Origin of the sequence: Streptomyces sp. CoH27, assembly GCF_020181035.1 — a bacterium.
In the GTDB taxonomy this organism is placed as follows: Bacteria; Actinomycetota; Actinomycetes; order Streptomycetales; family Streptomycetaceae; genus Streptomyces; species Streptomyces camelliae.
On sequence record NZ_JAIQYY010000066.1, the window covers coordinates 1 to 15,106 of the forward strand.

At 71.8% G+C, this 15,106-nt stretch carries 18 protein-coding genes; 17 read left to right on the plus strand and 1 reads right to left on the minus strand.

What is annotated here, in order from left to right:
- Both LE548_RS44105 and LE548_RS44110 read left to right on the plus strand, forming a co-directional pair.
- Positions 1 to 605 (plus strand): hypothetical protein (locus LE548_RS44105; RefSeq protein ID WP_225102674.1); only part of this gene is annotated, 605 nt, incomplete at its 5' end.
- A 67-nt stretch (positions 606 to 672) separates the two neighbouring features.
- Positions 673 to 1,143, plus strand: coding sequence for a hypothetical protein (locus LE548_RS44110; protein ID WP_225102675.1), 471 nt, complete (start codon positions 673 to 675; stop codon positions 1,141 to 1,143).
- 400 nt (positions 1,144 to 1,543) lie between these two features.
- Here the strand turns inward: LE548_RS44110 and LE548_RS44115 are convergent, their stop codons facing one another.
- Complete coding sequence (locus LE548_RS44115) at positions 1,544 to 2,263, minus strand: GntR family transcriptional regulator (RefSeq protein ID WP_225102676.1); 720 nt, start codon at positions 2,261 to 2,263, stop codon at positions 1,544 to 1,546.
- A 175-nt stretch (positions 2,264 to 2,438) separates the two neighbouring features.
- On the opposite strand from LE548_RS44115, the gene LE548_RS44120 reads away from it, so the two are divergent.
- The 15 genes from LE548_RS44120 to LE548_RS44190 form a co-directional block, all read left to right on the plus strand.
- Positions 2,439 to 2,798, plus strand: coding sequence for a WhiB family transcriptional regulator (locus tag LE548_RS44120; RefSeq protein WP_225102677.1), 360 nt, complete (start codon positions 2,439 to 2,441; stop codon positions 2,796 to 2,798).
- Entirely contained in the window at positions 2,795 to 3,472 is a 678-nt protein-coding gene (locus tag LE548_RS44125; RefSeq protein ID WP_225102678.1) for a hypothetical protein, read from the plus strand. The genes LE548_RS44120 and LE548_RS44125 overlap by 4 nt, the downstream gene beginning before the upstream one ends.
- Positions 3,469 to 3,612 (plus strand): hypothetical protein, encoded by a 144-nt coding sequence (locus LE548_RS44130; RefSeq protein ID WP_225102679.1) that lies wholly within the window; start codon positions 3,469 to 3,471, stop codon positions 3,610 to 3,612. The genes LE548_RS44125 and LE548_RS44130 overlap by 4 nt, the downstream gene beginning before the upstream one ends.
- Positions 3,613 to 3,667: 55 nt before the next feature.
- Positions 3,668 to 4,117, plus strand: coding sequence for a hypothetical protein (locus LE548_RS44135; protein WP_225102680.1), 450 nt, complete (start codon positions 3,668 to 3,670; stop codon positions 4,115 to 4,117).
- Entirely contained in the window at positions 4,114 to 5,061 is a 948-nt protein-coding gene (locus tag LE548_RS44140; RefSeq protein WP_225102681.1) for a hypothetical protein, read from the plus strand. Before LE548_RS44135 ends, LE548_RS44140 begins: the two co-directional genes overlap by 4 nt.
- Before the next feature lie 199 nt (positions 5,062 to 5,260).
- Positions 5,261 to 5,425, plus strand: a complete 165-nt coding sequence (locus LE548_RS44145) for a hypothetical protein (RefSeq protein WP_225102682.1) — start codon at positions 5,261 to 5,263, stop codon at positions 5,423 to 5,425.
- 294 nt (positions 5,426 to 5,719) lie between these two features.
- Positions 5,720 to 6,664, plus strand: a complete 945-nt coding sequence (locus tag LE548_RS44150; RefSeq protein ID WP_225102683.1) for a hypothetical protein — start codon at positions 5,720 to 5,722, stop codon at positions 6,662 to 6,664.
- A 6-nt stretch (positions 6,665 to 6,670) separates the two neighbouring features.
- Positions 6,671 to 6,907 carry a hypothetical protein gene (locus tag LE548_RS44155; protein ID WP_225102684.1) on the plus strand — a complete coding sequence of 79 codons (237 nt, stop codon included), beginning with the start codon at positions 6,671 to 6,673 and terminating at the stop codon, positions 6,905 to 6,907.
- A 29-nt stretch (positions 6,908 to 6,936) separates the two neighbouring features.
- The gene (locus LE548_RS44160) at positions 6,937 to 7,290 is read left to right on the plus strand and encodes a hypothetical protein (protein WP_225102685.1); all 354 of its coding nucleotides are present in this window, start codon (positions 6,937 to 6,939) and stop codon (positions 7,288 to 7,290) included.
- A gap of 418 nt (positions 7,291 to 7,708) precedes the next feature.
- On the plus strand, positions 7,709 to 10,027 hold the full coding sequence (locus LE548_RS44165) for a hypothetical protein (protein WP_225102686.1): 2,319 nt from the start codon (positions 7,709 to 7,711) through the stop codon (positions 10,025 to 10,027).
- A 505-nt stretch (positions 10,028 to 10,532) separates the two neighbouring features.
- Positions 10,533 to 10,922 carry a plasmid mobilization relaxosome protein MobC gene (gene mobC / locus LE548_RS44170; protein WP_225102687.1) on the plus strand — a complete coding sequence of 130 codons (390 nt, stop codon included), beginning with the start codon at positions 10,533 to 10,535 and terminating at the stop codon, positions 10,920 to 10,922.
- Entirely contained in the window at positions 10,919 to 12,841 is a 1,923-nt protein-coding gene (locus LE548_RS44175; protein WP_225102688.1) for a relaxase/mobilization nuclease domain-containing protein, read from the plus strand. The genes mobC and LE548_RS44175 overlap by 4 nt, the downstream gene beginning before the upstream one ends.
- Positions 12,842 to 13,246: 405 nt before the next feature.
- Positions 13,247 to 13,999, plus strand: coding sequence for a DUF5753 domain-containing protein (locus LE548_RS44180; RefSeq protein WP_225102689.1), 753 nt, complete (start codon positions 13,247 to 13,249; stop codon positions 13,997 to 13,999).
- Positions 13,963 to 14,091 (plus strand): DUF397 domain-containing protein, encoded by a 129-nt coding sequence (locus LE548_RS44185; RefSeq protein ID WP_225102691.1) that lies wholly within the window; start codon positions 13,963 to 13,965, stop codon positions 14,089 to 14,091. The genes LE548_RS44180 and LE548_RS44185 overlap by 37 nt, the downstream gene beginning before the upstream one ends.
- Before the next feature lie 711 nt (positions 14,092 to 14,802).
- Positions 14,803 to 15,106, plus strand: a 304-nt coding sequence (locus LE548_RS44190) for a hypothetical protein (RefSeq protein ID WP_225102690.1), incomplete at its 3' end; no start/stop codon positions are given.

The window sequence follows — 15,106 nt, forward strand, 5'->3', positions numbered from 1 at the left end:
GGGCCCGGCGCGGGGTGCGGCTGCCGAGCGCGCGGACGCCGAACGCGGGGCCGCCCGTGGTGGGGTTCTCCTTCGACACGAAGAAGGCGGTCGAGGCGCTCACCGCGATGAAGCCGGCCGAGCGCGAAGCGGTGCTGAACGACGTCCTCGACGGCATCGTCGGCGCGATCGGGACCGGCACGGCCGCGCCCGCCGCTACGGTCGGGACCATGACCACCGACGCACCCGTCTACGTCCTGATCCACCCCGACGGCCGCGCAGAGTGGGGCGACCGCATCGCCGTCGCCGAGAAGGCCCTTGGGCCCCACGGCATCGGCCGCGCGTTCCTCACCGACGGCTCACGGCTGCGGATCGCCATGTCGGACTGCGCGCTGGTCCTGCGCGACGAGTACGAGCCCAACCCGTACGCCGCCGTGGCGCTGGCCCACGTCGCCGGAGTCCGGCCCGAGGACGCCCCCGAGACGCGCGGCCCCGTCGCCCTGTTCGGGTACGACCCGCTCAACGAGTGGGACAACACACGTCCCTTGACGGCCGATGAACGGGCGCTCATCACCAGGGCGCTGACCGCCGCCGGATGCACCACCGCACCGCCGACACGGCCCTGACCTGCGCGACACGGACGCCGACACGGCAGTCGACACGGGGGAGTCCGAGCGGCGTACGGTCGTCGCCATGGTGAAGACCGAGACGCCCAGAGACGCCGACGGCGCCAAGCTGTGCGCCTGGTGCGGCGGCAGCATCAAGCAGTCCGGCGTGGGCCGGAGCAGGGACTACTGCAAGCGCCTGTGCCGGGAACAGGCGTACCGCAAGCGGAGAGACCAGCGGCTCATCGATGAGGCCCTGGCCGCTGCGGCCCCCGTTTCGTCAACAGGAGAAACGGCGCCGGACGTTTCTCCTGTTGACGAAACCCGGGTTTCTCCGGTTGTCGAAAGGCCATCAGAGCAGGTCAAACCGGTGATTCCGGCGCCTACTCCCCCGCCGCCGCCCCGCAGGTCAGCGACGAAGCCACTTCCGCCGGCGGACGACCCGGGCGACGCGCTCTTCGACCTGGCCCCGCTGGAGGACCCGGGCGCCGAGCTGGAGAGGCGTCTCGCCCGCTGGCTTGGGCCCGAAGACGGCGATGCGGGCCGACACGGCCCCTGACCTGGGCGACACGGCCACCGACACACGCCGACACGGGGTTGTCGACACGCTCCTACGCCACGGCGATACGCCCGCCGGCGGGAGCCTGAACCGGTCTCAGCCACCGCGCGGCAGCAGGTGCTCCCCGCCAGCCACGGCCGGACGGTGCGCTCGCCTCACGCGCGGTCATCCGTGACGGCGGGGGTACGGTCCGCACCCAACTCCCCCGGGAAATCCGGCAAACCGGACAGCAACCCGGCCCCCCTCCCCTCCCCCGCCAGCCTGTCCACGAGCACAACGACGAGAGCTGTACTCGGCGTCCGGCTGGCCATGTAAACCCCGGCGCGTAGCCGCGCCCTGAGCAGCAGAAAGCCCCCTGCCGGAAGCTCGAACCGGAGGGGGCTTTCCGTCACTGACGGGGTCACTCTAGGTCTGTCGACCACTTCAGCACGGTCGACCCGCTGACCACCTTCACCGCGACTTCCACGATGCGGTCGTCCTTGAGGTGCACGGTCCGCACGACCTGGGTGATGATCACCGATCCGGTGAGCCCAAGGGCGGACTTCTCCTCCTCCGTGGCGTATCGGCTGGTCACCTCCTCCAGCACGGTCTTCTGCGTGCTTCCGAGCCTCTCGGCGGCCAGCTCCCGGGACCCGCCGGTGCTCACGGGCTCGGTGAGTTCGGGCACCGCGTTGATCACGTAGGAGGGGTAGTAGCTGGACGAGTAGTGGGTCGGCACGCCATCGCGGCTGACGACCCTCCGGCGGACCGCGACGGGCGTGCCCGGCTCGATGTCGAGTCGGGCGGCCACAATCTCGTTGGCGGCGACGGTGCCGATCTCCAGGATCCGCGAGGTCTCCCCGGAGGCGAGCGCGCGGCCTGTCGTGTTGTAGGTCCGCACACGGCCTTCGATGTTGTCGCTGACCGGCGCGGCGGCGATGGTGCCGACGCCGACCTTGGGCACGGTCAGGCCCCATGCCTTGAGCTGTGTGAACGCGCGCATGGCCGTCTTCATGCTCACGCTGTGCGCTTCGCAGACTTCCCGGAGCGAGGGCAGCTTCGTGCCCGCAGGAATCTCCCCCTTCCGGATCCGCTCGGCGTAGTACGCGGCGATACCCGCGTACCCCTCGCCTTCGCTCATCTGGCCCTCCTTCGTCTGGTGCTGCTCAGGTTGTGTACCTCCGACGGTAGACCACTCCCCCGATTTGGTACAGCACTAGACCCAGTGCTGGACCTTTTCGTGTCCAGTGCTGTACCTTCATGGCAGGCGACGGCCCAACGGGTCGTCAAATCCCAGCAAATAGGGAGGATTTGCCATGGGTACGGCTGCCTTACGGCACACCGCTCGACCCGGAACCGACGAACTCGTCGTGCGGTACCGGCTGATCACCCGGAGCCTGCGGCCGGCCGCTGAGGACGTCGTGCCCGTGTGCTCGACGACCGACCCGGAAGCCTTCTTCCCGGAGGCGTCCGCGTCCGGCCTGGCTCAGCCGCCGAACCGTCACGAGCGGATCGCGCTCACGATGTGCGAGGGCTGCCCGCTCATCGAGTCCTGCCTGGTCCGCGAGATGCGCGAGGTCCCCAGCGTCTTCCAGATCCGGGGCATCCGGGCGGGCCTGCGGCAGTCCGAACGCCGCGCGCTGTACCTGGCGCTGGAGAAGGCGGGTGCGCTGTGAGCACAGTTGATGACACGGCGGGTTTGCCCGACACGGACACCGACACGGCCGACACGGGAGCCGACACGGGGCCCGAGCCGGTGGCCGTGGACTCGAAGGCCGCCCGCCGTGCACGCCGTCGGGCGATGGTGCGGCCGGCGGGTGTGGCCGAGGCGGTTGTCGAGGCGGTGCCGTTGCTGTCCGAACCCCGCACGCGGAAGGTGCTGTTCAGCGCCTCGGCGGCAGCGGCCGGGCACCTGGTGCTGTGGTCGGTGACCGGTGACCCGCTCTACGGAGTCGGTCTCATGGCCAGCGCCACGGTGTCCGTGCCGCAGATGACCGCCACGGCCATCACGGTGGGTGCGGCCGTCGCGGGGTGGAAGGCGGTGACGCTGATCCACCTGCACCGCCTGCCCGGCTTCCTGGGGATTCTCGCGCGGCCTGCGGGGGCGATTGCCGCCGCGATGTGGGGACAGGGCACTGCCCCGGTAGTCCGGGATGCGCTGGCGTCGGCCGAGCCGTGGGGCTCGCTCCTTTCGCCGCTGCTCGCCGTCGCGCCGACAGCCGCCGCCTGTTGGTGGCTCTTGGAGCGCCGGGCCGCTCAGTCGTCCCCGCTGGTCCGCTGGTTGGCCCGCGTGCCGCTGGCCACCGTCGTGGCTTCCGCCCTGCTCTACGCCCCCGGAGTCGTCCTGTGAGCGGCTACGTCTTCCTCGGGGTCTTCCTCCTCTTCGCGGTGACCAGCTGGCGCTCACCGGCGAGCGACGTTCGCTTCCTCGCCCGGATGTCCCTGCTCATGGCCGCTGTGATCGCCCTCGAACTGTGGTGGGTGCTGTGACCAGCAGGCCCAGCCCCCGTCAGTCCCACCTCCTCTACGTCCCTGGAGTCCTGTCATGACCACCGAGCCCACCACCGTCGTTCTCGCCGCCGGGCCCGTCCTGGGATCGGTCGGCATGTCCGGCCTCGCGCTGACCACCGGCATCGTGCTCTGGGTCGGGCTGCGCGGCAGCGACCGCGTCAGCCTCAACCGCGACAAGGCGGGAGGCATCGGCATCGCCTTCGGCACGATCGCCGTCGCGGCCGGGAGCCTGTGGGGCGACGTCGCCACCGGCGTTGCGGGCGTGCCGACTTCGCTGATCGCGGGCAGCGTGGGCGGCGACGTCGGCCTCGGCGGTACCGCGCTCGCGCTCACCGCCGTGACGTTCCTGCCCCGCTGGAAGCGCCTGATGTGGCCCGCGCTCTTCGGCCTCTCCGCAGGGGTCATCTACGCCCAGGCCGGGGGGATCTGGGCGATCGGCCACAACCTCGTGATCAAGCTCGCGGCCGTCCTGGGGGCGATGTGAGCACGGTCAAGGAGGTCCGGGCGGTGACCCGGGGCAGCGGAGCGACGCTCACCGCGCTCGTGTCCGGCTCGGTGATCCTGGCGGGCAAAGCCTGCGGGTGCGTCGGCAAGGGGCTGGCGTGGGCGTGGGAGCAGGCCCGTACCGAGACGCCGGCCACCCGCAGTGCGGAGGGCGAAGGGACCGGCAGCGGGGCAACGGCAGTGCGTCGACCCTTCCTTGAGGCTGCGGGGATGTTCGCCCTGGGCGGGGTGCTCGCCGCCGGGGCGCTGGGCACGGTCTCCACGCTGGTGTGGCCGTACGTGCAGCTGCTCGCGCCCTGGCGCGGCGTGCTCGTCACGGTAGGGGGACTGGCCTGGATGGTTGCGGCCTGGATGGTTGCCCCTCCTCCGGCCCCGAGCGAGGCGGAGGACGAAGAGGTAGACGGCGAGGCCGGGTTCGCCGACGAGCACCAGGAGCAGGGGGAGACCCCCGTCGAGGACGCCCTGGCGTCCCGGGCCGATCTCCTCGCCCGGCACGTTCTCGGCGAAGTCGCCGAACTGGAGAAGGCGGGGAAGGGCGGTGTCCACGTGACCGCGCTCGTCGCCTCGGCGGAGACCGCCGGCCTCCTCGTCCCGGGCTCGATGGACAAGGCCGCGATGCGGCAGTGGCTCGACGCGTCCGGGATCCCCGTCACCAAGTCCGTGAAGGTGAAGGGAGACGTCGACTACGGAGTCCGCGTCGACCGCGTCCGCGAGGCCCTCGGGGCAGTCCCGGGGGAGCCCCTCGCCGCGCTCCTCGGGGGAGGCGCTCCCACCGCCCCGACGGCCCCCGCCCCGGCCCCCGGAGAGACCCCCGTCACGGTTCCACTTCCGGCCGCCGCAGAGCCCGCGCAGGCCCGCTGCCTGACCCTCGTCAAGCCCCTCCCCGAGGACGGATCCAAGGGATCGGCCCAGGGAGTGGCGTAGCCCCGGCTACCCCGCATCTGACCTGCGGTTCTACCGACCGGCTACCTCCGGCTACCGGCCCGGTTACCCCGGTCGGCTACCACCCAGACTCCCCGCCCCGGAAGGGGCCGGGGGACCCAGAAAGCACCGAAGCGCCCCGACGACTTGGCGGAAGACAGGGCGCTCCGGTTCCATCCCGAACACGAGACGGAGCCACATCATGGCATTCCGGAAGTCCATCCCCCAGAGCGAGCTGCGCGAGAAGCTGTCCGACGAGGAGAAGGCGAACGGCCCGACGTACCAGTCCAGCCGCGGGGGTTGGTTCCCCAAGCCGTCCAAGCCGGTCCCCGGCACCCCCAAGACGCCGAAGGGGGACCGGTCATGACCTGCACCTCGTGTGGCGGTGCCGGGGGCAAGTCGGAGACGACGACCGGCAGCGGTGGAGCCCAGATCACGACCTGGCGGTCGTGCACGGCGTGCGGCGGCAGGGGGAAGCGATGACCCTGCGCCGGATCCTCGCCCGCATTCCGGTCCTGCGGCACCTGTACCAGTGCCCCGCCTGCGGCGCCTACACGAGCAGCCCGCTCGCCCCCGGCGAGACCTGCGGCGACTGCTAACCAGTAACGGCCGGGCCCTTACGGGCCCGGCCCCTCTCTCCCTCTCCACTCAGGAGGTACAGATGCCTCGACACACCGCCGACACGGCCCCTGACCTGCGTGTCACGGTCGCCGACACCGCCTCCGGCACGGGCGGTCTGCTCGTCCGGGAGATGGTCGCGCAGCAGATGCGCACCACCACCACCGCGATCTACCGCTCCATCACGTACGTCAGCCTGTGGGTCCTGCTGCTGTGCAGCCTGACGTTCGCCGCCGTACAGGTGTGGGCGTTGCGCGGCTACCTGCCCGGCAGGCTGCCCGCTCCGGCCGCCTGGGCGCTGCCCGTCGCCCTGCAGGTCCTCGTCCTGGCCGCCGAACTGATCCTGCTCAGCAGCGCGGTGACCCGGTCCAGCGCCGTGCAGTGGACGGCCGGTGCGGTGATGGCGATCGGGTACGGCGCCGAGATCACCGCCCACATCCACCAGGGAGGCCGGGACCTGGTGACCGTGACGCTCGTCGTCATGAGCACCCTGCTCGCCCTGTGCTGGACACTGCTCGCCCTCGCGCTGCGCGCCGGCATCTCCGACGCCGACGCCCTGGTGATTGAGCAGCGCGCCCGCACCGCTGCACCGGCCCCCGTGGCTCCGGTCGAGGTGCCCGCCGCGCCGCCGGCACCTGCCCCGCAGCCCGAGCCGCAGCCGGAGCCGGTGGAGTTGGAGCCGGAGCCGGTCCCCGAGCTGAAGCCTGCCGCGTGGTACGTGCCGGAGCCCGTGCCGCCGACCGACACGGCCCCTGACCTGCGCGACACGGACGCCGACACAGACGCCGACACGGACGTGCCCGAGCCCGGCGCCGCTCTGTCCGACGTCGAGATGGACGCCGTCGTGCACATGATCGTCACCGAGACCAACCCCCCGCGCTCCTACCGCGAGATGGAGGCCCGCTACCGCGAACTCGGCTACGTCGGCGGAGCCGTCCGGCTGCGCGAGTCCTGGAAGCGAGTCACCGCCCAGCCGACCGAGGTCTGACCGCCCATGACCATCCGTTTCAGCACGATGCCGCACATCTGCACCGCCAAGGTCACCGCGGCCGTCGAGGCGTACAGCCCCGCCGGTGGCGGCAGGCTCGACGCCACCGCCTACGTCTGCGCCGCCCACGTCCGGGTCGCCCGAGACATGTGGACTGACCAGGACCTCACGCCCTACACGGCCGAGGCCGCGCCGAACAGCATGCGCTGCGGCGAGATCAGCGACTTCCGCGACCAGCACTGACTGTCACACCCCACTGAGAGGATCCGACCATGACCGACAAGGCCCCCGCCCAGCTCGCCGACGACGCCGCCGAGGCGATCCGCGCGCTCAACCACCGCACCCGCAGCCCCCAGGCGGACTGGGAGTACCCCGGCGACGCGTACGACGTCGTCGGCAACCTCTCCACCCTCGCCATGCGCCTGCCCCAGCTCTTGGAGCAGATCGCCAACCACATCAAGGCCCTTGAGGACGCCGACCACCTCAAGAGCGACAAGCACCAGCTCGACGCCGACCTCGTCGCCACCTACGACGGCCTCACCATCGCGGCCGGCGCCGCCGAGACCCTGCGCGGAGCACTCGACCGCGCCCACGGCGGCCTCTCCTCAATCGCGTACAAGGACTGACCGTCTGACGGGACGGCAGGCAGCACGAAGGCCCGCGACACGGGAACTGTCGCGGGCCTTCGTTCGCCTCCTGAGATCTCACGGATCACTTTCGGCGTCGTAGTGGATATCCCCGCCAGAATGCGAAAGGATCATCCCCACAAAAGAACGTGGGGCGCCCCGGATGTAGGAGTTCGGGAACGCCCCGCGCGAGTCCTCACCAGTCGTTTCTCAGGCGCACCTTCAAGGACCCAACGCTTTGATCAGCGTACCCGGGGCCACCGGTCCCGCAACACCTCTCCAGGCAACCAAGCCTGACGATCACCCGTGCGATACGCCGGGTACCTCCGCATTTGACCCCCGAGCCTCCCACCGCTCCAACGCTCAGCGCCGCCGCGAGGCCCGCGCCAAGCGCCACAAAGCGCAGGTCGAGGCGAAGGTGGCGACCGCCACCGCCGAGAACGCCATCTTCTGGACGTCGCAGGCGCTCATCGCCTCCGGCCTGGTCAGGGTCGAACTGCCCGAGGGCGAGCACCAGGCCGTCGAGACCCCCGCAGCCCGCGCCCAGCGCGCCGCCGTCGCCGCCGACTTCAAGGCCCGCCTGGCCAACGCCCGTATGGGCGAGGACGCCCGTACCGCGCTCGGCGAGGCCCTGAACCGCTTCCGCGACCCGAAAGCCGCTCAGAACGCCGTAGAGGCCCGCCAGAAGGCCGCTGCGGACGCACCGCGCGTCCCGTGCGCCTGCGGGTGCGGCGGGCTCACCACGGCCCGCACCACCCCCGCCAGCCACCCCCAACACCAGGCTGCGGCACCCCAGATCGGCCACGACGGCGGGGCGCCTGGGAAAGCAGAGAACAGTGTTGCCGCTCCGACGGCCGAAACCGACGCTGACCTGCGCGAACACCCCGACGAAAGCCGCACCGAACCGGCGCCCGGTACGCCCGATTTGGGCGAGAAGTACGAGCAGCGCAACAACAAGCTGCAGAAGCGCATGCGGCTCCTGGACGAGGCCCGCGCGATCAGCACCCTCCCGTCCGTGAAGGCGTGCGCGGTGAACACGGTCGCGGGCGCCGTGGCGATCACCCAAAAGGGTGACGGCACCGGCGGATTCACCGGATTGTTCCGGTGTGGGTCGGTTTGGTCATGCCCCGAGTGCATGCCGGTGGTCCGCGCGGACCGCGCCGCGCTGATGGAGACGTACGCCCACGCCTGGGGGTTGGAGCACGACGCCGAGCTGTGCACCGGCGATCCGGCGGACCGTGGCAAGACCCACGCCGGGCACGGCATGGCGATGGCCACCTTCACCTCCCGCCACGGCGAGCACGCCGTCCTGGAGGACCGCCTCGTCTTCGACCGCGAGGGCAACCCGGTCAAGGACAAGGACGGAAAGCAGCAGGTCAGGCCGGGGCAGCTCCAGCGCACGGCGGACGCCTGGCGCCGGATGCTCCAGAGCCGGTGGTGGCGCCGGATGCGCAAGGACTACGGCATCGTCGGTGCCACCCGGGCACTGGAGGTCACCCATTCGTGGGCCAACGGCTGGCACACGCACATTCACGCGGTCGTGTGGTTCGAGGAGCCCGTCACGGACGACGTCGCGAAGGCCATCGAAGCCGAGCTGTACGTCCGGTGGCAGGCCGTGTGCACGGCCCTGGGTCTCGGTCGGCCGTCGCGCAAGCACGGCGTGAAGGTCGACCCGGCCCGCCGTGGTGCCGAGGGCGCCGCCGACCTCGCCCGCTACCTGGTGAAGGTCCAGGACAAGGACGAGCAGAAGCCCGCCCCTTCGCCCGACGCACCGGTCAACACCGTCTCCAGGGACGCCCGTCCGACCGCTGACCAGGCACGGCGCCTCAAGGACGCCCGTGCCCGCCGTGACCGTGCCCGCCAGCAGGGCAAGACCCGGGCCGAGGCCGACGCCGACGCGCTGATCGCCGACATCCGCGAGGAGATCGGCCAGGCCGCCCGCGCCCGCGCGCTCGGCAACGAGCTGCTGCGCGGCGACAACAAGACCGGCCGCAAGGACGGCCGCACCGCGATGGAGATCCTGCGCCTGGCCCTCGCAGGCGACGACGCCGAGCGCGAGCTGTACCGCGAGTACGAGCGCGCCACCAAGGGCTCCCGCATGCTCACTTGGACCGGTGACGTGCGCGAACGCCTGGAACGGCTCACCGGCGCCGCCGAACGCGACGCGGCCGAGGTCATGCAGGAAGAGGACCGCCGAGACGTCACCGCCGTCCTCGTCCAGGTCGCCCCCGACCCGTGGAAGCAGAAGGTCGCCGCCCACTCCGGCCGCCGCGGACAGCTCCGCGTCGCGGTCAAGGTCTCGTCGGACAACGCGATCCAGGCCGGGCTCGACATGGAGGACGCCGCCCGCGCGGCCGTCCGCGAACTCCTGGAGTCGTGGGGCCTGACGTGGGGCACCGACATGTTCGGCCCCGACGTCGACCTGACCACCGGCGAGATGACCGGCGAGCACGTCGTACCGCCGCAGAAGACCGAGCACCGCCGCCCGCGTTGGGAGACGCCCGCGGAGATGGAGGGCAACGCCTTCGCGCTCGGCGTCAGCCCGCGCGACTACGCCCGGCCCGAGCAGGCCCGCCGTCGCGCCGCCGGACTGCCCGTCGACCGCACCCAGTCCACCCCGACGGCCAAGGCCGCCGAGCCGACGTCGGCCGAACCCGGCTGCGTCGCCTGCGGCCTCCCGGTCGCGCCCGAGCTGGCCGAGCCGGTGCACCTGCTGTGCGACCCGTTCAGTGTCTGAACGCCACGCCGGTGGTCCTCGGGGACGGCCGACGCAAGCGCCGGCCACCGGAGCCCAGAGGCTCCGGCAGCGTGGTCCCACAGGCAGGTGACCGACAGCGGCACCGTCCAGGCTGAGTTGTTGGCCGCGACGATCGCCTGACCCTCCGCCGCGACCAACAACTCAGCAGCGAGGTATGCCGGTGCGCTTCGCTTACCGGCCCCTCGCCCCGGCGCGCTGCGCTTGCCGGGGGAGACCGCCCCCGAAAGGGGCGGTCGGCCCGCGGCCCTGGGGGCCGCGAGGCGGGACGGAGCCCGAGGCCGCGAGGCGGCCCCTGGCACCGTCCTGCGCCCCGCAAGCGGTGCGCACAAGCCCGAGTGGTACGACTGGTGGAGGGCCGTGTTCAGTCGCTGAACACGGTCTCGCCCGGGGTGTGTCGGCGCCGGTGACACGGCCGACACGGCTGTGTCGGCACCGTGTCGGCACCCGGTCCGGGCGTCATGTCGGTGGGTGCGGGAGGGTCTTGATGGTGCGCGGGACGCCGGGCAGCAAGCGCGGGCACACGGTGTCGGTGCGGCTGAACGACGAGGAGCGGCAGCGGTGGGAGACGGCCCGTGCGGGGTCGGGCCGTCGCGAGATGGGCGCGTGGGTCCGCGCGGTGGTCGAGGACGTGCTCGACGGCACCGGCGACGGCCAGGCGCCGGGCGCCGAGCGTCGGCCGGCGCCGCTCGACCCCGTCACGCAGGCCGCCTACGACGAGTTGGTGCGGATCGGCAACAACCTCAACCAGCTCGTCCGCTACACCCACCAGGACGGCGCCCTGCACCCGGGCATCGAGGCCGCCCTGTTCGAGGTCGGCAACGCCGCCCTCGTGATCCGGGGCATCGAGCCGATGCGGCCGACGGACCCCGAGTGATCGCCAACATCACCAAGGGCCGGAAGGCAGTCGGCGCCCTGGTCTACGACTTCGGGCCCGGACGCCGTGACGAGCACGTGAACCCGCGGATCGTGGCGGGGAACGTGACCGGCACGCCGCTGCAGGTCGCCCGGATGATCGACCACACGGCCCGCCGGCGCCCGGACATCACCGCGCCGATCTGGCGGTGCTCCCTATCGCTGCCCGACGAGGACGGCATCCTGCCCGATGCCCAGTGGGCCGACATCGCGGACAAGTTCATCGCGGAGATGGGGTTCGGCTCCGCGCCGTGGGTCGCCGTACGGCACGGTGACGACCACATCCACCTCACGGTGAGCCGTGTCGACTGGTCCGGGCAGCTGCTCACCGACCGGTGGGACTACCGCCGCGCCCGCGAGGCCGCCGACCTCCTGGAGGAGGAGCACGGCCTGGTCCGCGCCCGCGACCGCTTCCGCGCCGAAGGCCCGCAGGTCCGCAACAACGAACTCGAGGCGTCGAACCGGCGCCGGGGCCCGGACGCCACCGTGCCGCCGGAGCGCGAGGAGCTGCGCCGCATCGTCCGCGAAGTCCGCGACGCCAGCCGCGGACTCGGCCGCGACGCTTTCGAATCCGGCCTCACCGACGCCGGGATCAGCTTCCGTGCGAACGTCGCCTCCACCGGCCGGATGAACGGCTACTCCTTCACACTCGACGGCCTGGTCGACGGCGCCGGCGCCCAGGTCTGGTACCCCGCCTCCAAGGTCGCCAAGGACCTCCGGTGGGCCGCCCTCGGGCCAGTCCTGGGGGACCCGTCCACCGGCCAGTCCCCGCCCGAGGCCCGGGTGGCGGCCACGGTCGCCCGCTCCGAGGACCTGGTCCCCGACGAGGTCGAGGACTTCACGGCGAGGGCCGTCGAGATGCTGCGCCGTGGCGCGACCGAGCGCGGTGTCGTCCCCGCCGACCACCCGGCCCTGTCGACCGACCCAGCCCAGCGCTTGCTGGAGCAGTGGCGGGCCAAGCAGCGCGGCGAAGAGGTGCCGGCCGAAGTGCTCCCGCCCGCCGTCGAGTCGGTCCCGGCCTGGGACGACAAGCGCCGCCGCCCCTACGGCGCGCTCGGCGCCGAGAAGCTCAAGGCCGCGCTGCAGAAGGCCGAGCGGCAGGCGGAGCGCTTCGCGAACAGCCGCGATGTCGCCCAGCGGGCCGCGCGGACGTGGGACGGGCAGGCCACGGGAGCGACCACCGGCAAGGCGGTCCAGGAGCTGCACAAGCGCCGAGCCCTCCTCGCCCAGGCCGAGCCCCATCTACAGGTCGAGAGCGAGCAGATGGCACGGGCGAAGCGGGCGGACACCGCCGCTGACGCCGCGCGGCGGATCTGGCGGGAGGCCAACGCCCGCAAGGATCTCGGGCGCTGGGAGCTGCGGAAGTTGGGGACCAACAAGAAGGCGGAGCTGAAGAAGGCGGAGACCGCGAGCGAGGCCATCCACCTCTACGTCGACCGGGGCAGGGAGGCCCGCCTCGCGGCGAGCGACGCCTACCGGGAGGCGGTCAAGGTGACCAGCCTGAACAACCCCCGCTTGGAACTGGAGCGCGTCAGCGGGCCCGAGGTGGAGCGCGACGCACGCGAACGCGACCAGGCCGAAGGCGTCGCACGCCGCGAGATGGCGCAGCTCGACGCCGCGACGTACGAGCGCCAGCGCACCGCCGAGCTGGCCAAGGCCACCAAGCTGCGCGAGGAGCAGACGCTGCGCACCTCGATGCCGGAGGCGCAGCGGAAGGCAGAGGCACGCGCACGGTCGGCCGCGGCCCGGCCCACCGAGGACAGCAAGAAGACCAGGAAGGCTGGCACCAGCCGCCGCTACACCGGACCCCGCCCCGACGAGCGGCCCCCGCACCTGCGCCAGCCGCCCCCGCCGAACCGGGGCCGGGGCCAAGGACTATGACCCGCGCGTGGGTGCCGGGGGCCTTCGCCGGCCCCCGGACCCCCGCTCGCGCGGCATCCCCCGACGCGACCAGGCCCCATCGGCGAAGGCCCGTTCGCGCCGGGGGACACCGCCCCCTCGGCCAGGGTGGATATGGCCTCTCCCCACAGGGAGAGGTGTCACGCGCCGCCGAGCGGATACCCACCGGCCCTGACCTGCAAGGGCATCCACCGGATACCCCAGCACGCCGGTACCCACGCTGGTACCTCCGCCGGTACTCCCGTTGGTACCCAGGCCGGTACCCACGCTGGTACTGGCCGGTGTCCTGATAGCCGGTGTGAGCTGCATCTCAGCGGGTCTACCGTGAGACGGACAGCAACTGCCATCCCGGACAGGGAGGTTCAGGACGTGCAAGATCACGACGAAGTGACCCCAGATGACGTGATCAAGGAGCTGAGGGCGCCCGATCAGCGCTCGTGCGGCCGGATGGCCGGGGGCATGGGCGCGACGGCCACGGACCGGCTGGCGAAACTGGACGCGGCCTCCGAGGCGATCCGGGCCTGGTCACCGCTCCTCATCCCCGGACTGCTCCAGACCCCGCCATACGCGCTTGCGGCGATCAGGTCGAGGACACCGTCGCTGCCGGACGAGGAGGCCGGAGCCAGGCTCAAGGTCAGGCACCGGCGCTCGACCGCGTTCCTGCGGAAGATGCGCCGGCCGGACGGGGACGAACAGGCGTGGATCGTGATGGGCGAGGCCGCGCTGCTTCAGTCGGTCACCACCCCGCCGTTCCACGCGAACCAGCTCCAGCACCTCCTGGACATCGTTGACCACCACCCGCGGATCTGCTTGAGGGTGTTGCCCGACGACGTCTCGACCGCCGGGAACATGGAGCCGTTCACCGTCCACGCTCTTCGCAGCGGGCCCCGCGTAGGGCACCTGGAGACCATCGTCGGCGGCTTCTACACCACCCGGAGCGAGGACATCACCCGTCTGTACAGTGCGTTTGGTCTGCTGAGCAGGTCGGCCATGGAGCCGACTGAGACCAGGAGGGTGATCGCCGCGTGCCTACAGCAGTGCCGCACCGTCGTTGGGGAGGCGTCGACTTCACCAAGTCGTCGTACTCCGATCCCGACAATTGCATATACGTCGCCCGGCTCGCCTCCCCCGCGCCCGTAGCGGTGAGGGACGGCAAGCACGACCAGGGCGAGGAGATGACCATCTCCCGCGCCCCGTGGGCCGCGTTCGTGCAGTGGGCAGGCACGCAGTAGGAAGAACGGCTCCGACCCATCCGCCACAGGGCGGTCCCCAGTGATGGTGGGGGCCGCCCTGTGGCGTTCATCGTCGCACCCTGACCGCCACGCGGGCTTGCTCTACAACTTGCCGTACAACTGGCCCTGCAACTTGCCGTACAACTTGCCCTACGGCTTGCCGTACAACTTGCCCCCAGCCGACGCCGGGCAGAGCGGAGCGAGGGGGTCTGACCTGCGGGTCAAGGGGGTTGGTCAAGGGGGTCCGGTCGCGCCGACTACTTCCCTGGGGACCCCTTCGGCGCCGGTACGGTGCCCGGCCCGAGGCTCCGCCGGCCTTTCCGCACGGCCGTGTCCTGGTGCCCGTCGCCGTCCGCCAGGAGCGGGTCAGGCTCGATCCGCTCCACGGGCAAGAGCCGCGGGCCACCCGTGCCCGTCGTCGTGCTGCCGGTGCTGCTCGGACCCATGCCCAACTGGCGTCGTGCGGTGTTCATGACGGGAGTCTGCCGTCTCGCCGCCGACACGGCCGACACGGGCTCTGACACGGCCGACACGGACGCCGACACGGCGGTGCTGTTCTCGATCGCTCGGGTCGCTGTCGACTCGCGTGCACGCGGGTGCACGTGCACGCGTGCACGCGTTGGGGGTGCCGTCGGGCCGTGATGCATAGGTGTGCGGGATCTGTTCGAGGCTCGGCCGTTCCGTCCGGGCGGGCCGCTACGTTGACTCGGTATGACGACACAGACGTGCGAGAGGGGCGGCACGCACCAGCTGCCCGCAGGTGAGGACTCCTGGAACTCCGAGCGTTGCGACACGCTCGTCGCGGCGGGCCTCGATAAGTGCCTGCCGTGCCAGGACCGGCTGACGACGGAGCTGTCAGCGACGCTGACGGACGACTTCGGCAAGCTGTTCACGACGTGGGTGATGCAGGCGGTCAACGTCCAGGCCACGGTGGGCGGGAGGATGCCGGACACGGCCCTGGAGCTGTTCGGCCCCAACGGCGGCTCCGTGATCAGTCCCCCGTCGCGCAGGGCCC

Bases quoted from the DNA above. Each gene is read 5' to 3' on its own strand.
- LE548_RS44115 (WP_225102676.1), bottom strand. From the start codon at position 2,263: ATGAGCGAAGGCGAGGGGTACGCGGGTATCGCCGCGTACTACGCCGAG.
- LE548_RS44110 (WP_225102675.1), top strand. From the start codon at position 673: ATGGTGAAGACCGAGACGCCCAGAGACGCCGACGGCGCCAAGCTGTGC.
- LE548_RS44150 (WP_225102683.1), top strand. From the start codon at position 5,720: ATGCCTCGACACACCGCCGACACGGCCCCTGACCTGCGTGTCACGGTC.
- LE548_RS44160 (WP_225102685.1), top strand. From the start codon at position 6,937: ATGACCGACAAGGCCCCCGCCCAGCTCGCCGACGACGCCGCCGAGGCG.
- LE548_RS44135 (WP_225102680.1), top strand. From the start codon at position 3,668: ATGACCACCGAGCCCACCACCGTCGTTCTCGCCGCCGGGCCCGTCCTG.
- LE548_RS44145 (WP_225102682.1), top strand. From the start codon at position 5,261: ATGGCATTCCGGAAGTCCATCCCCCAGAGCGAGCTGCGCGAGAAGCTG.
- LE548_RS44120 (WP_225102677.1), top strand. From the start codon at position 2,439: ATGGGTACGGCTGCCTTACGGCACACCGCTCGACCCGGAACCGACGAA.
- LE548_RS44155 (WP_225102684.1), top strand. From the start codon at position 6,671: ATGACCATCCGTTTCAGCACGATGCCGCACATCTGCACCGCCAAGGTC.
- mobC (WP_225102687.1), top strand. From the start codon at position 10,533: ATGGTGCGCGGGACGCCGGGCAGCAAGCGCGGGCACACGGTGTCGGTG.